Annotated in this window: 11 protein-coding genes and 2 pseudogenes; 9 read left to right on the top strand and 4 right to left on the bottom strand. The window is 74.2% G+C overall.

What is annotated here, in order from left to right; genetic code table 11:
• The first annotated feature begins 36 nt into the window (after nt 1-36).
• The 3 genes from OG361_RS03240 to OG361_RS03230 all read left to right on the top strand — a co-directional run bounded on the left by OG361_RS03240 (nt 37) and on the right by OG361_RS03230 (nt 15,871).
• Nucleotides 37-1,050 (top strand): iron-siderophore ABC transporter substrate-binding protein, encoded by a 1,014-nt coding sequence (locus tag OG361_RS03240; RefSeq protein WP_405851748.1) that lies wholly within the window; start codon nt 37-39, stop codon nt 1,048-1,050.
• Nucleotides 1,051-1,214: 164 nt separating this feature from the next.
• Entirely contained in the window at nt 1,215-15,665 is a 14,451-nt protein-coding gene (locus OG361_RS03235; RefSeq protein ID WP_405851747.1) for an amino acid adenylation domain-containing protein, read from the top strand.
• On the top strand, nt 15,662-15,871 hold the full coding sequence (locus OG361_RS03230) for an MbtH family protein (RefSeq protein ID WP_405851746.1): 210 nt from the start codon (nt 15,662-15,664) through the stop codon (nt 15,869-15,871). Before OG361_RS03235 ends, OG361_RS03230 begins: the two co-directional genes overlap by 4 nt.
• Before the next feature lie 83 nt (nt 15,872-15,954).
• On the opposite strand, the gene OG361_RS03225 is transcribed toward OG361_RS03230, so the two are convergent.
• Together OG361_RS03225 and OG361_RS03220 are read right to left on the bottom strand one after the other, a co-directional pair.
• Nucleotides 15,955-17,784, bottom strand: coding sequence for an ABC transporter ATP-binding protein (locus tag OG361_RS03225; protein WP_405862037.1), 1,830 nt, complete (start codon nt 17,782-17,784; stop codon nt 15,955-15,957).
• Nucleotides 17,785-17,879: 95 nt separating this feature from the next.
• Nucleotides 17,880-19,583, bottom strand: coding sequence for an ABC transporter ATP-binding protein (locus OG361_RS03220; RefSeq protein WP_405851745.1), 1,704 nt, complete (start codon nt 19,581-19,583; stop codon nt 17,880-17,882).
• A gap of 226 nt (nt 19,584-19,809) precedes the next feature.
• On the opposite strand from OG361_RS03220, the gene OG361_RS03215 reads away from it, so the two are divergent.
• The 5 genes from OG361_RS03215 to OG361_RS03195 are packed head-to-tail and all read left to right on the top strand — an operon-like array spanning nt 19,810 to nt 24,709.
• Nucleotides 19,810-20,913 (top strand): FecCD family ABC transporter permease, encoded by a 1,104-nt coding sequence (locus tag OG361_RS03215; protein ID WP_405862035.1) that lies wholly within the window; start codon nt 19,810-19,812, stop codon nt 20,911-20,913.
• Nucleotides 20,910-22,034 (top strand): FecCD family ABC transporter permease, encoded by a 1,125-nt coding sequence (locus OG361_RS03210; protein WP_405851744.1) that lies wholly within the window; start codon nt 20,910-20,912, stop codon nt 22,032-22,034. The genes OG361_RS03215 and OG361_RS03210 overlap by 4 nt, the downstream gene beginning before the upstream one ends.
• Nucleotides 22,031-22,882 (top strand): ABC transporter ATP-binding protein, encoded by an 852-nt coding sequence (locus OG361_RS03205; RefSeq protein ID WP_405851743.1) that lies wholly within the window; start codon nt 22,031-22,033, stop codon nt 22,880-22,882. Before OG361_RS03210 ends, OG361_RS03205 begins: the two co-directional genes overlap by 4 nt.
• 25 nt (nt 22,883-22,907) lie before the next feature.
• Nucleotides 22,908-24,485 (top strand): amidohydrolase, encoded by a 1,578-nt coding sequence (locus tag OG361_RS03200; protein WP_405851742.1) that lies wholly within the window; start codon nt 22,908-22,910, stop codon nt 24,483-24,485.
• Nucleotides 24,482-24,709 carry a hypothetical protein gene (locus OG361_RS03195; RefSeq protein WP_405851741.1) on the top strand — a complete coding sequence of 76 codons (228 nt, stop codon included), beginning with the start codon at nt 24,482-24,484 and terminating at the stop codon, nt 24,707-24,709. The genes OG361_RS03200 and OG361_RS03195 overlap by 4 nt, the downstream gene beginning before the upstream one ends.
• Nucleotides 24,710-24,834: 125 nt before the next feature.
• On the opposite strand, the pseudogene OG361_RS03190 reads toward OG361_RS03195, so the two are convergent.
• Nucleotides 24,835-25,017 (bottom strand): annotated as a pseudogene (locus OG361_RS03190) (hypothetical protein); the annotation flags it as partial.
• 52 nt (nt 25,018-25,069) lie between these two features.
• Between OG361_RS03190 and OG361_RS03185 the strand changes: the two are divergent.
• Nucleotides 25,070-25,252: pseudogene (locus OG361_RS03185) on the top strand (hypothetical protein); the annotation flags it as partial.
• A 58-nt stretch (nt 25,253-25,310) separates the two neighbouring features.
• Here the strand turns inward: OG361_RS03185 and OG361_RS03180 are convergent.
• Nucleotides 25,311-26,171, bottom strand: coding sequence for an amidohydrolase family protein (locus tag OG361_RS03180; RefSeq protein WP_405862033.1), 861 nt, complete (start codon nt 26,169-26,171; stop codon nt 25,311-25,313).
• Between the last annotated feature and the right edge of the window lies 1 nt (nt 26,172).

The following is a 26,172-nucleotide window of genomic DNA, read 5'->3' as shown; positions in this document are numbered from 1 at the left end:
CCCGCCCCGGCGCGGTTCGGCAGATCTGCTCCCCGTGTGGCCGTCGTCGCGGTCGCGGCGCTCGCACTCTCCGCCTGTGGGGGCGGGACGGAGAAGTCCGGCTCGTCCTCCGCGCCCTCGGGCTCGGCCTCGTCGTCGGCCGACGGAGCCGGCAAGGCCCCCGCGTTCCCCGTGACGGTGGCGCACAAGTACGGCAGCACGACGATCGACAAGGAGCCGAAGACGATCGTCACGCTCGGTCTGTCCGACCAGGACGCGGTGCTCGCGCTCGGCGTCAAGCCGGCCGGTTCCGTGGACTGGTTCAAGGAGGATCCGTACGGCAAGTGGCCGTGGACGAAGGACAAGTGGGGCACCACGAAGCCGGTGATCGTCGGCGAGCGTGACGAGTACAACATCGAGAAGATCGCGGCGCTGAAGCCGGATCTGGTGATCGCCCAGTACTCGGGCATGAAGAAGGAGCAGTACGACACGCTCTCGAAGTTCACCAAGGTCGTCGCGCAGCCCAAGGAGCACCCCGACTACGGGGCGCCGTGGCAGGTCATGACCCGTCAGATCGGCAAGGCGCTCGGCAAGGACGCCGAGACCGAGAAGCTGATCGCGGACATCGACACCCGCTTCAAGGCGGTCCGTGACAAGCACCCCGAGTTCGCCCGGAAGACGCTGGCCGTCGCGGACAGCTTCGAGGCCGGAAAGTACTCGGCGTTCACCAAGACCGACCCCAAGGCGATCTTCTTCTCCGAGCTCGGCTTCAAGCTGAAGCCGGAGATCGACACCCTCGCCAAGCCCGGGTGGAACGTCGCCGAGCTCAGCGCCGAGAAGCTGAACATCCTCGACGTCGACCGGCTCGTCTGGGTCACCTCCAGCACCGAGGCGAACGACCGCATCAAGGCGGAGCCGCTCTACAAGAAGCTGAAGGTCAACCAGGAGAAGCGCGACCTGTTCGTGCCCTACCAGAACCCGGACATCGGCGCCGCGTTCTCCTTCAACACCGTCCTGTCGATCCCGTACGCCATCGACGAGATCGAGCCGCTGCTCGCGGCGATCAAGTGACGACGCACCACTGACGCACCGCCAGGGTGCGTCGAACGATCGACGGCGTGGCGGTCCCGCCACGCCGTCGGTGGTTCGGGACACACCCCGCGCACGGAGGGGTGTCGAGCCGCGCGCGGGACCACCCACACCGACGCACCTCCAGGGAAAGGCCACTTCGTACGATGTTTGACGTCGAGTCGGACCGGACGTCCGCTTCCGGGATCCCCCTCACCGGCGGGCAATCCGGCATCTGGCTGGCCCAGCAACTGGAGCCGGACAGCTCTGCCTACAACATCGTGTTCACGCTCGACCTCCGCGGCGACCTCGACCTCGACCGCCTCGCCGCCGGAGTCCGCCGGGCCGTCGAAGAGGCCGAGTGCCTGCGGGTGAACGTCGTCGCCGGAAGCGAAGGGCCCCGGCAGACACCCCGGACCCACCCCGTCGACATCACCGTCGTGGACCTGCGCGACGCGCCCGACCCGGAGGCGGCGGCCGACGCGTGGACCGCCGCCGACCGGGACCGGACCGTCGACCTCGCCCACGACCCGCTCTTCGGCCACGCACTGCTGCGGATCGCCGCCGACCGGGTCCTCTGGGTCCAGCGCTACCACCACATCGTCATCGACGGCATGGGCGTCGCCCTCCTCGCCCGCCGGGCCGGCGAGCTCTACACGGCGGGGGAGCAGGCACCTGCGCCCGCCGACCGGTCCCTCGCCCGCCTGGTCGCCGCCGACGGCGCCTACCGCACCTCCGGGCAGTACGCGAAGGACCGCGCCTGGTGGGGCGAGCGCATGGCCGGCCGGACCGAGCCCGTACGCCTCGTCGAGCGCGGCGCGGCCCCCATGACACGCCGGCTGCGGCGTACGACGGAACTGGCCCCGCAGGAGGTCGACCGGCTGCACGCGGCGGCCCGGAGCGCGGGCGTCCGCCCGTCCCGCCTGCTGGTCGCCGCCGTCGCCGCCTACCTCCACCGCTCCAGTGGCGAGCAGGACCTCGTCCTCGGCCTGCCGATCGCCGCCCGCCAGGACGAGGTCTCCGCGGTCGTCCCGGGCATGGTGTCCAACATCGTCCCGCTGCGCCTGGCCGTCGGGCCCGCTGTCACCGGCGCCGCCCTGGTGGCCCACGTACGGGACGCGATCGCCGAGGCGGTCGCCCACGGCCGCTACCGCGCCGAGGACCTGGCCAGGGACCTGGGCCTCGTCGACGGCGTACCGGAGCTCGTCGGCCCGACCGTCAACATCCTGCCGCGCCCCGACGGACTGCGCTTCGCGCTCCACGCGACGGAAGACCGGACGGAAGACGGGACGGTCCACGGGACGGTCCACGGGACGGCCCACGGGACGGCCCACGAGACGGCCCGCGGGACCGTCCACGAGGCCGAGCTGCGTCCGGTCTGGCTCGGCCCGGTCAGCGACCTCGCCTTCTCCTTCGCCGAGACCCGGAACGGCCGGGGCGTCGCCGTCCACCTCGACGCCGACGCGGACGTCTGCGACGAGGCCGCGCTCGGTGACCACGAGCGCCGCTTCCTCGCGCTCCTGCACGCCTTCACCGAGGACCTCGGCCGCCCCGTCGGCCACCTCGAACTCACCTCGGACACCGAACGCGCCCTGGTCCTCGACGAGTTCGGCGTCGCACCGCGCGAGGTCCCCGAGCTGTCCTGGCCCGCCGCCTTCGAGCGGCAGGTCCGCCGCGGCCCCGGGACCGTCGCCCTCGTGTGCGAGGACCGCGAGCTGACGTACGCCGAGCTCAACGCCTCCGCCAACCGGCTCGCCCGCCTCCTCGCCTCCCGCGGCGTGGGCGCCGAGGACGTGGTGGGCGTGGCCCTGCCCCGCTCGCCCGAGCTCGTCGTGGCCCTGCTCGCCGTGATGAAGGCCGGCGCCGCCTACCTGCCGCTGGACGCGGACCACCCACGGGACCGCATCGCCTACATGCTGTCCGACGCCGGGGCGCGCACCGTCGTCACCGTGCGCGGCCTCGCCGGTGAACTCCCGCCGTCGGAGGGCGTCACCCACCTCCTGCTCGACGACCCGGCGACCGCCGGCGCCCTCGCCGCCCTGGACGACACCGACCCGGGCGTCCCGGTCGCCCTCGACCAGGCCGCGTACGTCATCTACACCTCCGGCTCGACCGGCCGCCCCAAGGGCGTCGTCGTTCCGCACGACGGCGTCGGCAGCCTCATCGCCACCGCCACCGACCGGATCGGCATCACCGCCGACAGCCGGGTCGTGCAGTTCGCCTCCGTCGGCTTCGACGTGACGGTGTGGGACCTCATCATGTCGCTGTGCGTCGGCGGGCGGATCATCGTCGTCCCCGCCGAGCGCCGCGTCGCCGGCCCCGCGCTCACCGACTACATCGCGCGCCACCGCGCCACCCACATGATCCTGCCGCCCTCGCTCGTCTCGGCCCTGCCGCAGGAGTGCGAACTCCCCGCGGGCGCCGTGCTCGTCGTCGGCACCGAAGCGGTCCCCAGCGAACTCATCGCCCGCTGGGACGGCAGGCTGAAGGTCGTCGTCGCCTACGGACTCACCGAGGCCAGCGTCAACTCCACGCTCTGGATCGCCGAGCCCGACCGGCCGGGCCCCGCGCCCATCGGCCGCCCCGACCCCAACACCCGGACCTACGTGCTCGATACGGCGCTCCGGCCGGTCCCCGTCGGCGCCGAGGGCGAGCTGTACGTGGCCGGGCGCGGCCTCGCGCGCGGCTACCTGGGCCGCGCAGGGCTGAGCTCGGAGCGGTTCGTCGCCGATCCGTACGGCGAGCCCGGCACCCGCATGTACCGCACCGGCGACCGGGTCCGCTGGGGCGCCGACGGCAACCTGGAGTTCCTCGGCCGCGCCGACGGCCAGATCAAGATCCGCGGCCACCGGATCGAGCCCGGCGAGATCGAGAGCGCCCTCATGGCCTGCCCGGGCATCGCCCAGGCCGCCGTCCTCGCCCGCGAGGACCACCGGGGCGTCAAGCGGCTCGTCGCCTACCTGGTGGCCGAGGCGGGCGGCGCGGAGGCCGAGGCCGCCGTGACGGCCGCGCGCGCCCGGGTGGCCGACGACCTGCCCGACCACATGGTGCCGTCGGCCGTCGTCGTCCTCGACGGCCCGCTCCCGCTCACCCCCAACGGCAAGCTCGACAGCAAGGCCCTGCCCGAGCCGCGGTGGACGGCCATGACCGGCGCCGACGCCCCGGGCACCCCGGCCGAGACCGCGCTCGCCGCACTGTTCGCCGAGGTCCTCGGTCTGCCGTCGGTGGGCGTCCACGACAGCTTCTTCGAACTGGGCGGCGACAGCATCGTCGCCATCCAGCTCGTCAACCGCGCCCGCGAGGCCGGTCTCGCGATCACCCCGCGTGAGGTCTTCCGCAACCGGACCGTCGCCGCGCTCGCCCGGACCGCCGGCGAGACCGCAGCCACCGCCCCCGCGCCCCACGTGGAGCTCGACGCGGACGCGCTCCCCGTCTCTCCCCTCCAGGAAGGTTTCTTCTTCCACGCGGAGTTCGACGACCGGGCCGCGGACCTCTACCTCGTCCAGGAGCTCCTCGACCTCTCGGGGCCCGTCGACCCGGACCGGCTGCGCCGCTCGCTCCAACTGCTCCTCGACCGGCACCCGCTGCTGCGCGCCTCCTTCCGCCAGCTGCCCGGCGGCGAGATCGTCCAGCGGCTCGCCGAGCGCGTGACCCTGCCGTGGCGGGAGGCCGACACCGCCACCACCGGACTCGACGAACTCCTGCGCGCCGACCGCGCCGAGCGCTTCGACCTGGACCGGCCTCCGCTGCTGCGCGCCACCCTTGTCAAGGACGGGCAGCGCCACCGCCTCCTGCTCACCCTGCACCACATCGTCGCCGACGGCTGGTCCGTCTCCGTCCTGCTCCGTGAGGTGACCGAGGCCTACCGGGGCGCCGAACTGCCGGAGCCCGTCTCCCCGGAGCCGTACCTGTCGTGGCTGGCGGGCCGGGACCGGGACGCCGCGCGCGAGGCATGGCGCCAGGCCCTCGCCGGGCTCGACGGCCCCACCCGACTGCCCGAACTCCCGGCCCCGGCCGCCCCGAACGGCGCACCCGCCACGGGAGCCGCCGACGCGCCGGCCCGGCCCGAGCACGTCGACACCCGGCTTCCCCAGGACCTCACCGACGAGCTGACCGCCTGCGCCCGGACCCACGGCCTGACCCTGAGCACCGTCCTGCACGGCGCCTGGGGCCTGCTCCTCGGCGCGCTCACCGGAAGCCGGGACGTCGTCTTCGGCACCACCGTGTCCGGACGCACCACGGAGGTGGCGGGCCTCGACTCCGCCGTCGGCCTCTTCATCAACACGGTCCCGGCCCGTGTGACCCTCCGCGCCGACGAGTCGCTCGCCGACCTCCTGCGGCGCGTCCAGGACGAGCACACCGCCCTCCTCGACCACCAGCACCTCGGCCTCGCCGACATCCAGCGGGTCGCGGGCGGCGGCGAACTCTTCGACACGCTGGTGGTGCTGGAGAACTACCCGACCGGCGACCGGTCCGCCGGGCAGCACCCCGACGAGCTGCGCATCACTACCGCCGAGGTCTTCGACGCCGTCCACTACCCGCTCGCGCTCGTCGTCGAGCCGGCCGAGAGCGGTCTGCTGCTGCGGTTCAAGCACGACGCGGCCCGCCTCGACCAGGTGGCCGTGGCCGTCCTCGCCGGCCGGTTCACGGCCCTGCTGCGGACCCTCGTCGCCGAACCCGGCCGCCTCGTCGGCAGGACCGGGCTGATGTCCGCCCGCGAGCTCGACCACCTCACGGAGCTCAACGCCACCGGGCACCCCGTTCCCGAGGCGACCCTCCCCTCGCTCATCGCCGCGCGGACGGCGGACACCCCGCACGCCACCGCCGTCGTCTTCGAGGACACCACCCTCACCTACGCGGAACTCGACCGCCGCGCCGAGGCGCTGGCCCGGCGGCTGCGGGCCAGCGGCGCGGGCCCCGAGCAGTACGTCGCCGTGGCCGTGCCGCGCTCGGCCGAACTGATGGTCGCCCTCCTCGGCGTCCTCAAGACGGGCGCCGCCTACCTGCCGGTCGACCTCGACTACCCGGCCGACCGGGTCGCCTTCATGCTCTCCGACTCGGGCGCGCGCACCGTCGTGACGACCGGGGAGGCGGCCGGGCGGCTGCCCGCCGTGCCGGGACTCGACCAGCTCCTGGTGGACGCCGACGAGCAGGGCGAACCCCTCTCCGACGTGCCCGTCCCGGCGGCCGCCGGACCCGACCACCCCGCGTACCTGATCTACACCTCGGGCTCCACCGGCCGCCCCAAGGGCGTCGCCGTCACCCACCGGGCCATCGTGAACCGGCTCGCCTGGATGCAGCACGCGTACGGGCTGACCGCCGACGACCGGGTCCTCCAGAAGACCCCGTCCAGCTTCGACGTGTCGGTGTGGGAGTTCTTCTGGGCGCTGACCGAGGGCGCGACCGTCGTCCTCGCCCGCCCCGACGGCCACCGGGACCCGGCCTACCTGGCCCGCCTGATCCGCGACCGCGCCGTCACCACGGCCCACTTCGTGCCGTCGATGCTGGGCGCGTTCGTCCAGGTCATGGAGGCCGCCACGGACGTCCCCGACTGGGCGATCAGCCTGCGCCGGGTGTTCTGCAGCGGCGAGGCGCTCACCGGCGCCGACGCCCGCCGCTGGTGGGACCTCACCTCCCGGAGCTCCCGCGACGGCCGGGGACCCGTACCGCTGCACAACCTCTACGGCCCCACCGAAGCGGCCGTGGACGTCACCCACTTCCCGTACGAGGGCTCCACCGAACCGGCCGTCCCGATCGGCCGCCCCGTGTGGAACACCCGGCTCCATGTCCTGGACCCCTTCCTGCGCCCCGTGCCTGACGGGGTGCCCGGCGAGCTCTACCTCGCGGGCGTCCAGCTGGCGCGGGCCTACCACGACCGGCCCGGGCTGACCGCCGAGCGGTTCGTGGCCGACCCCTTCGGGGCGCCGGGGGAGAGGATGTACCGCACCGGCGACCTGGTGCGGCGCCGCGCCGACGGGGCGGTCGAGTACCTCGGGCGCACCGACCGCCAGGTGAAGGTCCGCGGCAACCGCATCGAGCTCGGTGAGATCGAGACCGCGCTCGCGGCCCTGCCCGGCGTCGCCCGCGCGGCCGTCACCGTCCGCGACGGCGCCCTCGTCGGCTACGCCGTCCCGGCGCCCGGCACCGCCCCGGAGCCCGGGACGCTGCACGCCGCGCTCGCCGAAGCGCTGCCCGCCCCGATGGTGCCGAGCGCCGTCGTGGTCATCGCCGAACTGCCGCTGACGCCCAGCGGCAAGCTGGACCAGAACGCCCTGCCGGCCCCCGGGGCCGCGCCCCGGGCGGACGGCCGGGCGCCCCGCGACGAGCGCGAGCGCGCCCTGTGCGCGATCTTCGCCGACGTCCTCGGCGTGCCGGGGATCGGTGTGGACGACGACTTCTTCGTCCTGGGCGGCGACAGCCTCAGCTCGATCACCGTCGCCACCCGGGCGCGCGAGAAGGGGCTGACGCTCAGCCCCCGCGACGTGTTCGCGTCCCGCACCCCCGCCGCCCTCGCCGAGACGGCCGCCACCGCGGCCCCGGCCGAACCGACCGCACCCGAGACACCCGAGGTACCCGTGCACCCAGACGGTGTGACCGTCTCCGCCACCGACGCCGGGCAGGCCGCCGCCGCCCTCCAGGCCGTCCTCGCCCTCCAGCAGCAGTCCGGCGCCGCGGTCGACCCGGCCCTCCGGGCCCTGCTCGACCAGCTGACCGCCGCCGCGCCCCCGGAGCCGCCGGCCCCCGCCCCGCTGGGCGGCCTCGTCCTCACCCCGGAGGAGACCGAGCGCGTCCACGCCGCCGCCGGGCTCCCCGTCGCGGACATCTGGCCCCTCTCCCCGCTCCAGGAGGGCATGTACTTCCACGCCACCTACGACGCGGGAGACGCGCTCGACGTCTACCAGTCCCAGGAGGCCCTGGACTTCGACCGCAGGGTCGACGCCGACCGCCTGCGGGCCGCCTGCCGCGCGCTCCTCGCCCGCAACACCAGCCTGCGCGCCGGATTCACCAGCGACGGCCTGCCCCGGCCCGTGCAGTTCATCGCGGACGGCGCCGCGATCCCGCTGGTGGAGGAGGACCTGACCCACCTGTCCGCCGAGGAGCAGCGGACCCGGGTGGAGGAGCTGCTCGCCGCCGACCGCCGGCAGCGCTTCGACCTGTCCGCCGCACCGCTCTGCCGCCTGCTGCTGATCCGCCTCGGCGACGGCCGGGACCGGCTCGTCGTCACCCACCACCTCATCCTCTGGGACGGCTGGTCCGCCTGGCTGTTCCTGGAGGAGCTCTTCACGCTGTACGAGCGGGCCGGCGACGCCACCGGCCTGCCGCTGCCCGGCTCGTACCGCGACTACCTGGCCTGGCTCGACGCCCAGGACACCACGGCCGCCCTGGACGCCTGGCGCGGGGCGCTCGCCGGACTCGACGAACCGACGCTCGTCGCCCCCTCCGGGCGCGACGCGGGCCCGGTCATCCCGGCGGACTTCGACGCCCTCCTCACCCGGGAGAGCAGCGACCGGCTCCGCACCCTCGCCCGGCGCCACGGACTCACCCTGAACACGGTGCTGAACGCGGCCTGGGGCCTGGTGCTCTCGGCGATGACGGGCCGCGGCGACGTCGTCTTCGGCACCGCGGTCGCCGGACGTCCCGCGGACGTCCCGAACGTGGCCGGCATCATCGGCATGTTCCTGAACACGGTCCCCGCCCGGATAGCCTTCGCCCCGGACGAGCCGCTGCTCGACCTGCTGCGGCGGCTGCAGACCGAGCGCGCGGCCGTGATGCCGTACGAGTACGTGGGTCTGGGCACGCTCCAGCAGGAGACCGGCCACCGCCGCCTCTTCGACACCCTCTTCGTGCTCCGCTCCGCCGACGGCGAGGACCGGACGGCGGCACTCCGCTCGCTCCACGGCGTCACCGACGTCTCCAACGTCGACGGCACGCACTTCCCGCTCACGCTGATCGTCACGCCCGGCGCCCGCCTGCGGGTGACCCTGGCGGCCAGGCCCGACCTGTTCGACGCGGAGGCCGCCGCCACGATCCTCGCCCGCTTCACCACGGTCCTCGACCGGCTGGGCGAGGCCCTCGCATCCCTGGAGGGCCCGGCCGCCCGCACCGTCGGCATGGACCTGCTGCTGCCGCGGGAGCGCGCCGCGCTCGTCTCCGGCTGGACGGCCACCCGCGGGGACGTGCCGGACGAGACCGTCGCCGACATGCTCACCGCCCAGGTCGCCCGCACCCCGGACGCGGTGGCGCTGGTCTTCGGCGACCGCGCCCTCACGTACGCCGAACTGGACGCGCAGATCAACCGGCTGACCCGGCTGCTGCTCGCCCGGGGCGCCGGACCCGAGACCGTCGTGGCGCTCGCACTGCCCCGGTCCATCGAGATGGTCGCCGCGCTCTTCGCCGTCCTGCGGACGGGCGCCGCCTACCTGCCGCTCGACCTCGACCACCCGGCCGACCGGCTGCGCCTGATGGCCGAGGACACGGGACCGCTCTGCCTGCTCTCCACCGCCGCCGTCGCTCCGACGCTGCGCGGCCCCGACGGGCCCGTCGCCCCCGAGGTCCTCCTGGACGAGGCGGCCGTCGCGGCCGAACTGGCCGCGCTCCCCGGCGACACGGTCACCGACGCCGAGCGGCCCGCCTTCGCGCACGGCGTGCCGGACCGTCTGGAGCACCCCGCGTACGTCATCTACACCTCCGGCTCCACCGGCCGGCCCAAGGGCGTCGTCACCCCCTACCGGGGTCTGACGAACATGCAGCTCAACCACCAGAAGGAGATCTTCGACCCGGCCATCGCCTCGGCCGGCGGACGACGCCTGCGCATCGCGCACACCGTGTCCTTCGCCTTCGACATGTCCTGGGAGGAGCTGCTCTGGCTCGTCGAGGGCCATGAGGTCCACGTCTGCGACGAGGAGCTCCGCCGCGACGCCGAGGCCCTGGTGGCGTACTGCGACGAGCACCGCGTCGACGTCGTCAACGTGACGCCCACCTACGCCCAGCTGCTCATCGAGGAGGGCCTCCTCGACCGCGACGAACCCGGCGAGGCCGGCGAGTCCGGCGGGGCCGGCGAGCCCGCGGGCAGGCACCGGCCCGCCCTCGTGCTGCTCGGCGGCGAGGCCGTGTCCGACACGGTCTGGACGCGGCTGCGCGTGACCGAGGGCACCTACGGCTACAACCTGTACGGCCCGACCGAGTACACGATCAACACGCTCGGCGGCTCCACCACCGAGAGTGCGACGCCGACGGTCGGCATGCCCATCCGCAACACCCGCGCCCACGTGCTCGACGCGATGCTGCGCCCCGTGCCCCCCGGCTGCCCCGGCGAGCTGTACATCGCCGGCACCGGCCTCGCCCGCGGCTACCACGACCGGGCCGGTCTGACGGCCGAGCGGTTCGTCGCGGACCCCTTCGGCGAGCCCGGCGAGCGCATGTACCGCACGGGCGACCTCGTACGGCAGCGCCCCGACGGCCTGCTCGACTTCCTCGGCCGCACCGACGACCAGGTGAAGATCCGCGGCTACCGCATCGAACTCGGCGAGATCTCCACGGCGCTGTCCGCGCACCCCGAGGTCGCCCACGCCGCCGTCGTCGTCCACGAGGCCGCCGGCACCAAGCGCCTGGTCGGCTACGTCGTACGGGAGGACGGCGCCGAGCCCGACGAGACGCTCGGCCGGCGGCTGCGCGAGCACCTGAAGGCCGGCCTGCCCGACTACATGGTCCCGTCCGCGCTGGTCACCGTGGTCACCCTGCCGCTGACCGTCAACGGCAAGCTCGACGTCAAGGCCCTGCCCGCCCCGGACTTCGCCGGCACAGGAGCGGGCCGTGAGCCGCGCACCCCGCAGGAGGAGACGCTCCGCGCGCTCTTCGCGGAGGTCCTCGGCCTCGCCGAGGGCAGCGTCGGCATCGACAGCGACTTCTTCGACCTGGGCGGGCACTCGCTCCTCGCCACCCGGCTCGTCAGCCGCGCCCGCACCGCGCTCGACGCCGAGCTCGCGATCCGCGACCTCTTCGAGGCGCCCACCGTCGCCGAACTCGTCGAGCGCGCGGCGGCCTCGCGCGGCGCCGCCCGCCCGGTCCTGACGGCCCGCACGGCCGCCGAGCGGCCCGACGAACTGCCGCTGTCCCACGCCCAGCAGCGCCTGTGGGTCATCCAGCAGATCGAGTGCACCTCCGCCGCCTACAACTTCCCGCTCGTCCTGCGGCTGAGCGGCGCCTTCGACGCCGAGGCCTGGCGCGCCGCCCTCGCCGACGTGACCGCCCGCCACGAAGCGCTCCGCACCGTCTTCGTCGAGCGGGACGGCCACGCGTTCCAGCGGGTCCTGCCCGCCGACGCCCCGCCCGTCGTGGAGCACCTGCGCGCCACCGAGGACGAGGTGCCCGGCATCGTGGACGCCGCCGTCGGGCGGCCGTTCGACCTCGCCGGCGAACTGCCGATCCGCGCCACCATCGTGGAGCTCGCGACAGACGACCACGTCGTCGTGCTGCTCCTGCACCACATCACCACCGACGAGTGGTCCGACCGTCCCTTCCTCCGGGACCTGACCACCGCCTACACGGCCCGCCTCGACGGCGCCGCCCCCGACTGGGAGCCGCTGCCCGTCCAGTACGCCGACTACGCCCTCTGGCAGCAGCGTCTCCTCGGCGACCCGGCCGACCCGGCCAGCCTCGCCGCCCGGCAGCTGGAGCACTGGAGCACGACCCTGGCCGGCGCCCCCGAGGAGCTGGAGCTGCCCACCGACCGGCCGCGGCCCGCCCGCCCGGCGTTCACCGGGGCCGAGCTGGACATCACCTTCGACCGCACGGTCCACGAGGGCCTCAAGCGGCTCGCCCGCGAGACCGGCGCCAGCATGTTCATGGTGGCGCACGCGGCCGTGGCCGCCCTGCTCCACCGGCTCGGCGCGGGCACCGACATCCCCCTCGGCGCACCCATCGCCGGGCGCGGCGACGAGGCCCTGGACGAGCTGGTCGGCTTCTTCGTCAACACGCTGGTGCTCCGGACCGACCTCGGCGGCGACCCCACCTTCGCCGAGCTGCTCGCCCGGGTGCGGGAGACCGACCTGGCCGCGTTCTCCCACGCGGACGTCCCCTTCGAATCGGTCGTGGAGAAGCTCAACCCGACCCGCTCCCTCTCCCGGAACCCGCTGTTCCAGGTAATGGTCGGCTACCACGCCCGCACCGACGACGAGCTGGCCCTGCCCGGACTCCGGGCGCGCTACGTGCCGTTCCGGATCGGCTCCGCCAAGTTCGACCTCGTGTTCAGCTTCACCGAGCGCACCTCCACCGACGGCGCCGACACCGACTTCCTCGGCTGCCGCCTGGAGTTCGCCACCGAACTCTTCGACCGGGAGACCGCCGAGGTCATCGCCGACCGGCTCCGCCGACTCGTCGGGGCACTCGCCGCGGCCCCCGACCAGCCGGTGTCGCGGGCCGAGATCCTCTCCGCGGAGGAGCGGAGCCTCGTCCTCGAAGGCTTCAACGGCCTGCCCCGCGAGGTCGACGAGGAGACCCTGCCCGCGCTCTTCGCCCGGTGGGTCGCCGAGCGCCCCGACGCCGTCGCCGTCGTCGAGCGCTCCCGGTCGGTGACGTACGCCCAGCTCGACGCCCGGGCCGACCGCGTCGCCCGGCTGCTCGCCGCCCGCGGCGTCGGCGCCGAGAGCGTGGTCGGCGTGGCGGTCCCGCGCTCGGTGGACATGATCGCGACGGTCGTCGCGGCGCTGAAGCTGGGCGCCGCGTTCCTGCCGCTCGACCTCGTCCACCCGGGCGACCGCCTCACCTACATGATCGAGAACTCGGGAGCGGCCGTCGTCGTCGGCACCGAGCCCGTCGCCGGCAAGATCCCGGACGTCACCGGCGTCCCGGTGGTGCTGCTCGACGCCCCGGACACCGCGGCCGAACTGGACGCGCTGCCCGCGACACCGCCCGCCGGCGGACCGGCCGGCCTGCACCAGGCCGCGTACGTGATCTACACCTCCGGATCCACCGGCCGCCCCAAGGGCGTGGTCGTCCCGCACGAGGGCATCGCCAGCCTGGTCGCCACCGCCGTCGACCGGATGGGCCTGGAACACGACAGCCGCGTCCTCCAGTTCGCCTCCATCGGCTTCGACGTCTTCGCCTTCGAGCTCGCCATGGCCCTCTGCCACGGCGGACGGCTCGTGCTCATCACCGACGAGGCCAGGGTCGCGGGCCCCGCCCTCACCGACTTCCTCGCGGATCAGCGGATCACCCACATGATCCTGCCGCCGTCCCTGGTCTCGGCGCTGCCCCCCGGCTGCGCGCTCCCCGAGGGCTCGACCGTCCTCGTCGGCACCGAGACCGTGCCCCCGGACCTCTTCGAGCGGTTCGGCGCCACCGCGAACCTGATCTGCGCGTACGGACTCACCGAGGCGACCGTCAACTCGACGCTCTGGCCGGCCCGCGAACACGGCGGCCGCGCCTCCGGCCGGGTGCCGATCGGCCGCCCCGACCCCAACACCCGCTGCTACGTCCTCGACGAGCACCTGCGGCCGGTGCCACCCGGTGTCGTCGGTGAGCTGTACGTCGCCGGGCGCGGCCTCGCCCGCGGCTACCTCGGGCAGGCGGCGCTCTCCTCGGAGCGGTTCGTCGCCGACCCGTTCGGCGCGCCCGGCAGCCGTATGTACCGCACCGGCGACCGGGCCCGCTGGCGCGCCGACGGGAACCTCGACTTCCTCGGCCGGGTCGACACCCAGGTGAAGATCCGCGGCTTCCGCATCGAGCTCGGCGAGATCGAGGCCGCGCTCGCCGGCCACCCGTCGGTCGCCCAGGCCGCCGTCCTGCCCGACCGCGACGGCGACATCGTCCGCCTCGTCGGCTACGCCGTACCCGAGACCGGGGAGGGCGCGCCCCGCGCACTCGACCCGCAGGAACTGCGCGCCCATGTCGCCGGGCAGCTGCCCGAGTACATGGTCCCCGCCCTCGTCGTCGCCCTGGACGGCCCGCTCCCGCTCACGCCCAACGGCAAGCTGGACCACAAGGCGCTGCCCGCGCCGGAGTGGTCCGCGATGACCGGCGACGCCCGCCCGGCGACCCCGACGCAGGCCCGGCTCGCCGAGCTGTTCTGCGAGATCCTCAAGCTCGACGACGTCGGCGCGCACGACAGCTTCTTCGCGCTCGGCGGCCACTCCATGGCCTCGATGCGGCTGCTCGGCCGGATCCGCGCCGAGTTCGGCGTCGAACTGAGCATCCGGGACGTCTTCGACGCGCTGACCGTCGCCGGCATCGCCGGCAAGCTGGACGGCGCGGCCGCCGCCCGCCCCGCCCTGCGCCCGGCACGGGACACGGCGGCCGACGGCGCCGACCTGCCGGTGGCCCCCGTCCAGCGGTGGCAGTGGGAGTCGTACCGGCGCAGCCCGGGCTACGACCACGCGCTGGTGCTGCGCTCGCCCGGCGGGCTCGACGCCGACGCCCTCGCCGCGGCGCTCGCCGACGTGACGGCCCGGCACGAGCCGCTGCGCACGGCCTTCGCCGAGCGGCCCGACGGCACGGTCGTCCGGCGGCCCGCCGAGGCCCCGGCGCTGACCTCGGAGCGCTGCGGGGACCTGGACTCCCGACTGGCCGAACCGGCCGCCTCGGCACCCGACCTGGAGCGCGAGCCCGCGCTGCGGGTGCGGCTGCTCACCGGCGCCGACGGGGCCCAGGCGGTCCTGCTGACCATGCACTACCTGGCGGTGGACGAGTGGTCGGTGGTCCCGCTCCTCCGCGACCTCACCACGGCCTACGCCGCCCGCACGGCCGGCCTCGCACCCGACTGGGAGCCGCTCCCGGTGACCTACTCCGACTACACCCGCTGGGCGCGCGAGGTCCTCGGCGACCTCGACGACCCGGACAGTCGGGGCGGCCGCCAGCTCGCCCACTGGCGACGGACGCTGAGGGACGTGCCGCGCGAACTGGCCCTGCCGGCCGCGGTGCCGAACCCCAGGGCCGGAGCGACAGAGGCCCGCAGGGCGGCCGGGATCGTCGAGTTCGTCCTCGACGAGCGGCTCCACGCGGACGTCGACCGGCTGGCGCGGGCGACCGGCACCAGCATGTTCATGGTCCTGCACTCGGCCCTCGCGGCGCTGCTGACCGCCCACGGCGCGGGCACCGACCTGCCCATCGGCACGATGGTCGCCGGACGTACCGACGACCAGCTCGCCGACCTGGTGGGCTGCTTCTTCAACACGGTCCTGCTGCGCACCGACACGGCGGGCGACCCGACCTTCGCGGAACTGCTGACCCGCGTACGGGAGACCACGCTGAGCGCGCTGGACCGCCAGGACGTCCCCTTCGAGGCGGTGGTCCGGGCGGCCGGACTGCGGCCGGAGGGCCCGCAGGTGATGGTGATCCACCACGAGCAGGCGGACCTCGACCAGCTGGAGGGCGGCGTGGGAGCCCTCCTGGCCGTCCCGACCGGCTCGACCCGGGCGGAGCTGACGCTCAGCTTCTACGAGCCGCGCGGCGACGGGCCCGTGCACTGCGGGATCGTCCACGCGACCGAGCGGATCGGCGCCGCGAAGGCCCGCCGGCTCGCCGAAGAACTGCAGACCCTGCTGCACACGGTGACAGCAGACGCCGAACAGCCGTTGTCCGAGCTGTTCAACGTCACATCCATGAGGAGTGAGAACGCATGACGACCAACCCCTTCGAGGACCCGCAGGGCCGCTTTCTGGTTCTGGTCAACGAGGAGAACCAGCACTCGCTGTGGCCCTCCTTCGCCGCGGTTCCCGCCGGATGGCGGACCGTCTTCGGCGAGGACACCCGGGAAGCCTGCCTGGCGTACGTGGAGTCCCACTGGACCGACCTGCGCCCGGCGAGTCTCGTCGCCCGGCAGAGCTGAACGCGCGAGGGCCGCACACGAAGGGAGGGGCGTCACGACGATCCGTCGTGACGCCCCTCCTTCCGTTCCCGCCGTGCCGCCCCTCAGAGGGCCGGTGCGACCGGGACCTCGGAGCCGGCGGCCGGCTTCGGGACCTTCTCCGCGGGCTCCCGCCGGCTGTCGGACCAGGCCGCCCAGAGGTCGGCGTACCGGCCGCCCGCGGCGATCAGCTCCTCATGGGTGCCGTTCTCCACGACGCGGCCGCCGTCCAGGACGACGACGCGGTCGGCGGTCGCGGCCTGCGGGAGGCGGTGGGCGACCATCAGCCCCGTGCGGCCCTCCAGGGCACGCGCGGCGGCGTCCTCCAGGACGCGCGCGCCCGCGCTGCCCGCGTCGGCCGTCGCCTCGTCGAGGATGGCGATGGGCGGGTCGGCGAGGACCAGCCGGGCCAGCGCGAGATGCTGCGCCTGCGTCACCGTCAGCCGGTGGCCGCCCTCTCCGACGACCGTGTCCAGGCCCTCGGGCAGCGCCTCCGCCCACTCCAGGGCGCCCACCCGCTCCAGGGCGCCGCGCAGCTCCGCGTCGTCGGCGTCCGGCCGGGTCAGCCGCAGGTCCTCGGCGAGCGGCCCGGCGAAGACGTGCACCTCCTGGCTGATGAGGGCGACCGCGCGGCGGACCCCGGCCGGGCCCAGCTTCCCGACGGGGACCCCGCCGAGGGTGATCGACCCCGAGGACGGCTCGTGGACCCCGGCGATGACCTTGGCGAGGGTCGTCTTGCCCGCCCCGCTCGCGCCCACCAGCGCGACCCGTTCCCCGCTGCGCACGACGAGGTCGACCTCGTGCAGCACCGGAGCTCCCGTGCCGTACGCGTGGCTGAGCCCCGACACCGTGACCGAGCCGTCCACGGGGGCGTCGGCCCCCTGCGGCGCCGGCTCCGCCGGCAGGGCCGAGACGCCCACGAGGCGGGCGAAGCTCGCCCCCGCGGACTGGGCGTCGTCCAGGAGGTACAGCGTCGCGTTGATCGGGTTGAAGAGGCTGTGGAAGTACAGCGCGGCCGCGGTGGCCGTACCGATGCTGACCGAGCCGCCGTCGACCAGCACGAAGCCGGTGGCGAGCATCGCGGCCAGGCCGATGAACTCGGCGAGGTTCAGCCGGGAGAAGAAGCCGGTGACGAGGTGGATGCCCCGCAGGCCCAGGTCGCGCGCCGCCCCCGACCGCTCCTCCAGGAGGCCGGCGTGCGTGGCGCCGAGCCGGAAGGCACGGACGGTCCGCACGCCGCCGACGCTGTCGAGCAGCTGGTGCTGCAACGCGCCGGTGGCGATGCGGTGCTCGCCGTACACGGGGGAGGAGCGGCGCATGTACCAGCGGACGGAGAAGACCTGGACCGGCGCGGCGAGGAGCGCCGCCAGCAGGAACCGCCAGTCGAGGACGGCGAGTCCGACGAAGGTGAGCACGATCGTGAGGGCGGAGCGGCTGAACTCGGGCAGCGCCTGGCGCACCGACTTGGCGATCATCGTCACGTCGCTCGTCACGCGGGAGACGAGGTCGCCGGAGCCGGCCGCCTCGACCCGGTCGAGCGGCAGCCGCAGCGCCCGCTCGATGAACTGCTCGCGCAGGGCGGCGAGGACGGTCTCGCCGAGCCGGGCGACGAGGGTGCTCCCGACGGCGGTGGCGGCGCCGCGGGCCACCGCGACGGCGATGAGCAGGACGAGCGGCACCGTCAGGGCCTGGGACCCCCGCTGCTCCACGACCAGGTCGACGATGTGGCCGAGCAGGGGCGCGGTCAGCAGCCCGATGGCGGTTCCGGCGACCAGGACGGTCATCGCGGCCACGGCCAGGAGCCGGTGGCCGTGGAGCATCGTGCGGAGCGCCGCCATGGACTGGGCGCCGGTGGCGGTCGGCAGGAGCGCGCGGTCCTGGCTGGTTCCGCTCATGGTCTGTTCCGTCTCCCTCGTGTCTCTCGTGTCGCCCGTGGCGCGCGTGTCGCCGGTGTCGCCGGTGTCGCCGGTACGTCGTTCCCCGTCGGACGTCATGCCAGCACCGTCGCGCGGTACGTCTCGTCGGCGGCGAGGAGTTCGATGTGGTGGCCGTCGGCCCGTACGGTGCCGTCCTCCAGGACCACCACGCGGTCGGTCACCGCCAGGAGCGCGGGACTGGTGGTGACCAGCACGGTCGTACGGCCCTGCCGGAGCTCGCGCAGGCGGCCCGCGATCCGGGACTCGGTGACGGTGTCGACGGCGGTGGTCGGATCGTGCAGGACGAGGACGGGCCGGTCCGCGGCGAGCGCCCGGGCGAGCGCCACGCGCTGACGCTGGCCGCCCGAGAGGGACCGGCCGCGTTCGGCGAGGAGGGTGTCCGTGCCGTCCGGCAGCAGCTGGGCCACGTCGTCGGCGGCCGAGGCCCGCAGGGCGCTGTCGACGGCCACCGCGTCGCCGTCGCCGTCGGCGCCGGCCCGGACGTTGTCGAGCAGGGTGCTCTCGAAGAGGTCCGCGTCGTGGTGGGCGACCAGGACCGCCCGGCGCAGCGCGTCGGGGTCGAGCCCGGTCAGGGGTACGCCGTCGAGTTCGATCATGCCCTCGGCGGGGTCCTTCTCCCGGGCCAGACAGAGCAGCAGATCGGCGGCGGCGGCCGGATCCCTGGTGACGATGCCGGTCAGGCCGCCGGCCGGAAGGTCGAGATCCACCCCCCGCAGCGCTCCGAGCGACACCCCGCGCAGGGCGAGGTGTCCGGCGGCCGGGACGGCCGGGGCCGCCTGCCCGCCCTCGACGGCGACGGGCTCGGCCAGCACCTCGGCGATCCGCCGGGCCGACGCCCGGCCCTGGGCGAGCTCGGCGTTGACGTAGGTGAGCAGCTGGAACGGGCCGAGGAGGAACTGCGCCAGGCCGACGGCCGCCACCAGGTCACCGACGCTGATGCTGCCGTCCATGGCGAGGTAGGCGCCCACCAGGCCGATCACGGCGATGAAGACGCCGGTGAGCGCGAGGATCGCGCCCTCGTGTCCGGCCCGGCTCCGGGCCGCGCGCAGGGCGGCTGCCAGCGAGTCCTGGCTCGTCGTGCGGTAGCGGGCGACGGCCGCCGACTCCGCGCCCATGCCCTTGAGGACACGCAGGCCGGCGACGAGGTCGGCGGCGACCCCCGAGGCGTGGGCGGCGTGCTCCTGCTCGGTCTCGCTGCGCCGTTCCAGGGGCCGGCTGATGCGGTGGCCGAGCCACAGCAGGGGCGGGATCCCGAGCAGGACGAGGAGGCCGAGCGGTACGGAGATCCTGAGGAGCGCGACGGCGCTGATCACGAGGGCGGCGACCGCCGACACCCCGTACGAGATGACGGTCGCCACCGAGCCCACGCGACGGGCGTCGTTGGTGGCGATGCTGGTCAGGGCGCCGGGCAGCCGGTTCGCGTCGGAGCCGCCCCGGGGGTCGAGGACGCGGGCCGCCAGCTCCATCCGGAGCCGGTGCGCGGCGTGCTCGCCCGCGCCCTCGGTGATCCGGGCGCTCGTGCGGTAGCACGTGGAGAGGACGAGGAAGAGGGCCGCGAGGACGAGGAGCCGGCGCAGCAGGGCTTCGGAGGAGCCGGTGGCCACCGCCGTGTCGATGATGACGCCGATGACCACCGGTACCAGGGCTTCGCAGCCCTGGTGGGTCATGCCGAGCAGGGATGCCGCCACGACACGGCGGCGTTGCCCTCTGATCGCTCGACCGAGGACAAGTCCCCCTGTGGGTACGCCCGTTGGCATGTGGCTCCTCCACGGAGACGTAGCGAATGGTTAGGTAAGCCTACTCTGACCGGATGGCCGGTCGGCATGGGTGAGGGGGAGGTTCCGGCCACCCGTGCGCGAGTCTCCGGCCGGGTCCACCCGTGCGTTGACCCGGCCGTGCGCTTCGGTTAGCCTCACCTAAGTATCGACCCGTCAGTCCGTGCACCGCTGGGCCCGCCCCACGCGTCAACTGCCGTCAGGGGAGCTGTCGTTGTCCGTCCAGTCCCGCGATCCCCGGGTGGTGTCCGGACAGCAGACCGGTGGTGAGCCCGGGAAGACGCCGGGCGACGCCCCGCCGGGCTCGGGCCGCACCGGGGCGACGTTACGGAGCCTCGGCCTGCTCGTCGGCGCCGCCGCACTGGTCCTCGTCGCCCTCCTCAGCGTGTGGGTCGGCACCCGGGGCATCCCCTTCACCGCCACCTGGCACGTCCTGTGGAACCCCGACGGGTCGGAGACGTCGGTGATCATCCATGACTACCGCATCCCCCGGACCCTCCTCGGCATGCTCGTCGGCATGGCGCTCGGTCTGGCCGGCGCCCTGATGCAGGCCCTGACACGCAACCCGCTCGCCGACCCCGGCATGCTCGGCGTCAACCTGGGGGCCTCCGCCGGCGTGGTGGTCGCCATCGCCTTCTTCGGCGTCGCCGCGCCCCTCGGCTACGTGTGGTTCGCCCTCGCCGGCGCCGCCGCCGCGTCCGTCGGGGTCTACCTCCTCGGCTCATCCGGCCGGAAACTCGCCTCGCCCGAGCGGCTCGTCGTCGCCGGCGCCGCCGTGACCGCCGTCCTGTACGCCTTCAACTGGGCGATCCTGCTGCTCAACCCGAGGGCCTTCGACCAGTTCCGCTTCTGGACGGTGGGCTCCCTCGCGGGCCGCTACTACGACGTCGTCCTGATGGCCCTGCCGTTCATCGCCGTGGGCCTGATCGTCGCCCTCTTCCTCGCGCCCTCGCTCAACGCCCTCGCCATGGGCGACCAGCTGGGGCGCGCCCTCGGCGTCAACGTCGGCAGGACCCGCGCCCTCGGCGCCGTCGCCGTCATGCTCCTGTGCGGCGCCGCGACCGCCGCCGCCGGGCCCATCGGCTTCGTGGGGCTCGCCGTCCCGCACATCGCCCGCTTCGTGGTCGGCCCCGACCAGCGGTGGGTGTTCGCGTACTCGATGCTCATCGCCCCCGTCCTCCTCATCGGCTCCGACGTCATCGGCCGCGTCCTCGGCGCCCCCGGCGAGGTCCAGGTCGGCATCGTCACCGCGTTCATCGGCGCCCCGCTCTTCATCGCCCTGTGCCGTCGCCGAAAGCTGGTCATGCTGTGACTCCCGTACGGGAGGCGAAGGCCTCCGGACCCGCGCCCCGACCCGGTCCCGCCGGCGGGACCGTCCCGGCCCCGCCCCGCGTCGTCAGCGGCCGGGTCGTCCGTACCCGCTCGGGATCCGTCTCCGTGCTCTTCCGGGGCCGGACCGTCGCCGTCACCGCCGCCCTCCTCGCCGCGCTGGTCGCCGTCGTGGGCGTCACCCTCACCACCGGCGACTTCGACCTCACCGTCGGGGAGGTCCTCGAAACGCTCACCGGGAACGGGTCCGGCATCGCCGACTTCGTCGTCAACACCCTGCGCATGCCCCGGCTCCTGACAGCGCTCTTCGTCGGCGCCGCCCTCGCCGTCAGCGGGGCCATCCTCCAGAGCATCACGGGCAACCCCCTCGGCAGCCCCGACATCATCGGCTTCACCAACGGCTCCGCGGTGGGCGCGCTCGTCGTCATCGTCATGCTGCACGGCAGCATGACGCAGATCGCGCTCGGCGCACTGATCGGCGGCCTCGCCACGGCCCTCGCCGTCCACCTCCTCATGCTCGGCCGGGGCATCCAGGGCTTCCGGCTGGTCGTCGTCGGCATCGGCGTCAGCGCCCTGCTCCTCGCCGTCAACTCGTACCTGATCACCCGGGCGACCTTCCAGGAGGCCCTGGAAGCCCAGGCCTGGCTGATCGGCAGCCTGGGCAACCGGCTCTGGACGCACGCCAACGCCATCGGCCTCGCCGTCGCCGTCCTGCTGCCGCTCGCCTTCCTCCTCTCCCGCCGCCTCTCCATGGTCGAGATGGGCGACACCACCGCCATGGCCCTCGGCGTCGACGTGACCCGGACCCGGACCGTCCTGCTCGTCATCAGCGTCGCCCTGGCCGCGTTCGCCACCGCCGTCACCGGCCCCATCTGGTTCATCGCCCTGGCCGCGCCCCAGGTGGCCCGCAAACTGGCGCGCTCCTCCGGGCCCGCACTGCTCCAGTCCGCCCTCATGGGCGCGGTCATGCTCGCCCTCAGCGACCTCGCCGTGCAGCGCCTCTTCGCCCCCGCGCTCCTCCCGGTCGGCACGGCGACCGGCTGCGTCGGCGGGCTCTACCTCATCTGGCTACTGGTCACCGAGTCGCGAAAGAGCCGCGCATGACAGCAACGAACCGTCCGGCCTCCCGCCTGCGCGCCGAGAACCTGACCCTCTCCTACGACCAGCGGACGGTGGCGACCGACCTCACCGTCGACATCCCCGACCGCTCGTTCACCGTCATCATCGGCCCGAACGCCTGCGGCAAGTCCACCCTGCTCACGGCCCTCGCCCGGATGCTCAAGCCCCGCACCGGACAGGTCCACCTGGACGGCCGCGCCATCGGCTCGTACCGGTCCCGCGAGGTCGCCCGCCGCCTCGGGCTCCTCCCGCAGTCCTCGACCGCGCCCGGCGGCATCACCGTCGGCGACCTCGTCGCCCGCGGCCGCTACCCCCACCAGGGCATGCTCAAGCAGTGGTCCGCCGACGACGAGGCGGCCGTCGTCGAGGCGATGCGGCAGACCGGCGTCCTCGAACTCGCCGACCGGCCCGTCGACGACCTGTCCGGCGGCCAGCGCCAGCGCGTCTGGCTCTCCATGGTCCTGGCGCAGCAGACCTCGATCCTCCTCCTCGACGAGCCGACCACCTTCCTCGACATCGCGCACCAGGTCGAGGTCCTCGACCTGTGCGCCGGGCTCCACGCCCGCGAGGGCCACACGATCGTGGCGGTCCTGCACGACCTCAACCAGGCGTGCCGCTACGCCACGCACCTGATCGTGATGCGGCCCGGGGGAGTGATCGCCGCCGAGGGCGACCCGGCGACCGTCATGACCGCCGAACTGGTCGAGGACGTCTTCGGCCTGCCCTGCCGGATCATCGACGACCCGGAGACGGGGACCCCGCTGATGGTGCCGGCGGCGCCCAAGCGGTACGCGCCCACCACCGGCGCCACCGTGCTCGCCCCGACCTCCTGACGCCGACGAACCGGACGGACTGCCCATGCTCTGCACGAGGCTGACGAACGCGCACATCCTCACCATGGACCCGGACCACCCCGTCGCCCACGACCTCGGCATCTGGCGGGGACGGATCGTCGGCCTGGACGCGGCGGTGACCTCGCTGCCCGCCCGCGAGGTCGTCGACCTCCAGGGCGCCACCGTGCTCCCCGGCTTCATCGACAGCCACGTCCACCTCGCGTGGGCCGGACTGAAGGCGAAGACCCCGAGCATCGCACCGTGCGAGCGCGTCGAGGACGTGCTCGCCGTCGTCGACGCCGCCACCTCGCGCACCGGCGCGCCCGGCAGCTGGGTGGACATCGCCGGATACGACCAGCGGGCCCTCGGCCGCCACCTCACCGCCGCCGAGCTCGACCGGGTCAGCCACGGGCGGAAGCTCTTCGTCATGCACGACTCCGGACACGCCTGCGTGGTCAACAGCGCCGTACTGGAGCTGCTCCCGTCCGACGTGCCGCACCAGGACGGCTTCCTCGTCGAGAGCGCCATGTCCGCCGTACGCCGGCTCCGGCTGCCGTACTCGCAGGAGGAGCTCGCCGACGCGATCGAGCACGCGGGCCGGGCCTGCCTCGCCGAGGGCATCACCGCCGCCGCCGAAGCCGGCATCGGCGGCGGCCTCCTCGGCCACAGCCCGGTCGAACTCGGCGCCTACCAACTGCTCAGGGACCAGGCCCGACTGCCCCTGCGGGTCCAGCTCATGGCCGCCGGCGACACCCTCCGACCGGTCGGCGCGCACCGCGACGACGGCATCCCCCGCGCCCTCGACCTCGGCCTGCGGACCGGCTTCGGCGACGACTGGCTGTCCCTGGGCGCGCTCAAGATCTACACCGACGGCGGCATGATGGCGCGCACGGCCGCGCTCACCTCCCCGTACGAGGGGACGTCCGGGAGCGGCCAGCTCCAGGACGACCCCGAGCGGCTCGCGGAGCTGATCGTGGACGGCCACCTCGCCGGCTGGCAGCTCGCCGTCCACGCCATCGGGGACCGCGCCGCCGACCTCGCCCTCGACGCCCTCGAACGCGCCCAGGAGCTGCGGCCCCGCCCCGACGCCCGGCACCGGATCGAGCACGCCGGGCTGATCCGGCCCGACCAGCTGCCCCGCTTCGCACGCCTCGGCCTCAGCGCCGTGATCCAGCCCAACTTCCTGCGCTACTTCGGCGACGACTACGCGGAGATCATGGGGGAGCGGCGGGCACCGTGGATGTACCGGGGCCGCGGATTCCTCGACCACGGAGTCACCCTCGTCGGCAGCTCCGACCGGCCGGTCACGGACGGCTCGCCGCTCCGCGCCGTCCAGTTCATGGTCGAACGCGCCTCCGTCTCGGGCCGGCGGATCGGCCCGGACGAGGGCGTCACCGTCGACGAGGCCCTGCACGCCTACACCGTCGCCGGCGCGTACGCCTGCCGCTGGGACGACAGCGCGGGCAGCCTCGCCCCCGGCAAGCGCGCCGACCTCGTGGTGCTGGGGGACGACCCGCGGCGCGTCGACACCGGACGGATCGGGGACATCGAGATCGTGGAGACGTTCGTGGACGGCCGGCGCACGCGGGAGGCGAAGCAGTGAGCACGGTGGGAGAACACGTCGAACGGTTCGCGCCCCTCTGGCAGGAACCGGCGGTACCGCCCCGGTGGATCATCTGGCACCCCGACGCGGACACCATGGTCTTCGACACGGAGCTCAACATCCCCGTCGCCGTCGACGACGCCTCCCTGGGAGAGGTCCTGCGCAGGATGCGGGCGGCCGGCGCACCCGAGAGCGACGCGTACCCGGGGCGCGCGTGCGGATAGCTACTCCGTCTCCCCGGTCCTCCGGAAGCCCGGTCCACCGGGCGCCGCGACCTCGGACCAGCCGAGTTCGCGCGCCGCGTCGAGCGCCGCGCCGACAGCTCCCCGTCGGGCACCTGTCGCAGCCCCATCCGGCGCACGGCCCTGTCGCGGTACGGCTCCATGGCGGCGGCGGTCCGGCGGGGGCCGTCCGCCCGGGACCACTCGTCGTGGTCCGCGGCGGACCCCCAGGTGTTCCAGCAGACGTTGACGCAGGACGAACCGCCGAGGACGACGACGTCGTACGGGCCGGTGGGTGGGGCGGACGTCATCGGGCCTCCCCCGCCGGATCGCCGGCACTACTGCCACCACCGGCACCACCGTCCGCCGTCCCGATGCGCCCTGTTCGGCGCGGTGGCTGGCGCCTTTGCCTGCACCGTACCGGCGACCGGGAGCGACGCCATCGACCGCGCCGGCCTCCTGGGTGAGGTCGCCGAGCTGACCGGTTCCGTCGGGCAAGATCTTGCGGAATGCTTCAGCGAGGTGTTGCGGCGCCGCAGGGCGTGAAGGAGCGCGCGGAGCCCCCTGCGCTCCGCGCGCTCGGTTCACGGGGGAGAGGCCGTCGTCAGAGGCCGAGGAGGCGGACGGCGTTCTCCTTGAGGATCAGGGGGCGGACCTCGGGCTTGATGTCCAGTGCCTCGAAGTCGGCCAGCCAGCGGTCCGGTGTGACCACGGGGAAGTCCGAACCGAACAGCACCTTGTGCCGGAGGAAGGAGCCGGCCGCCCTGACGAGCTGCGGCGGGAAGTACTTCGGCGACCAGCCCGACAGGTCGATGTGGACGTTGGCCTTGTGCGTGGCGATGGAGATCGCCTCGTCCTGCCACGGCACCGAGGGGTGCGCCAGGACGATCGTCAGGCCGGGGAAATCGGCGGCCACGTCGTCCAGGAGCATCGGGTCCGAGTAGCGCAGCCTGATGCCGCGCCCGCCGGGCAGGCCCGCGCCGATCCCCGTCTGCCCGGTGTGGAACAGCGCGGGGACGCCCAGCTCCTGGAGCGCCTCGTAGAGCGGGTAGTGCTCCGGCGCGTTCGGCGCGAAGGCCTGGAGGCTCGGGTGGAACTTGAAGCCGCGGACGCCGTGGTCGAGGACGAGCGCGCGGGCCCGGTCGACGGCGTCGGGCCGGTGCGGGTCGACGGAGCCGAACGGGATGAGGACGTCCGGGTGTTCGGCCGCGGCCGCGGCGATCTCCTCGCTGGACAGGGCCGGGTGGCCGAGGCCCGTGGTCGCGTCCACCGTGAAGATCACGGCGGCCGTCCGGCGCTCCCGGTAGTACGCCGCGAGGCGCTCGACCGTCGGGGTGCGGTCCTGGCCGGACCTGAAGTAGGCGGCGGAGGCGTCCATCAGCTCCGCGTCGAGCGCGAGGTGGCCGTGGGCGTCCTGCTCGACGTGGACGTGGAAGTCGATCGCGGTCAGATCGTCGGGGTTCATC

Origin of the sequence: Streptomyces sp. NBC_00090 (assembly GCF_045160815.1) — a bacterium.
In the GTDB taxonomy this organism is placed as follows: Bacteria; Actinomycetota; Actinomycetes; order Streptomycetales; family Streptomycetaceae; genus Streptomyces.
This window is presented reverse-complemented; position numbering and strand designations above follow the sequence as displayed.

Bases quoted from the DNA above. Each gene is read 5' to 3' on its own strand.
- OG361_RS03235 (WP_405851747.1), top strand. From the start codon at position 1,215: ATGTTTGACGTCGAGTCGGACCGGACGTCCGCTTCCGGGATCCCCCTC.
- OG361_RS03230 (WP_405851746.1), top strand. From the start codon at position 15,662: ATGACGACCAACCCCTTCGAGGACCCGCAGGGCCGCTTTCTGGTTCTG.
- OG361_RS03225 (WP_405862037.1), bottom strand. From the start codon at position 17,784: ATGAGCGGAACCAGCCAGGACCGCGCGCTCCTGCCGACCGCCACCGGC.
- OG361_RS03220 (WP_405851745.1), bottom strand. From the start codon at position 19,583: ATGCCAACGGGCGTACCCACAGGGGGACTTGTCCTCGGTCGAGCGATC.
- OG361_RS03205 (WP_405851743.1), top strand. From the start codon at position 22,031: ATGACAGCAACGAACCGTCCGGCCTCCCGCCTGCGCGCCGAGAACCTG.
- OG361_RS03200 (WP_405851742.1), top strand. From the start codon at position 22,908: ATGCTCTGCACGAGGCTGACGAACGCGCACATCCTCACCATGGACCCG.
- OG361_RS03180 (WP_405862033.1), bottom strand. From the start codon at position 26,171: ATGAACCCCGACGATCTGACCGCGATCGACTTCCACGTCCACGTCGAG.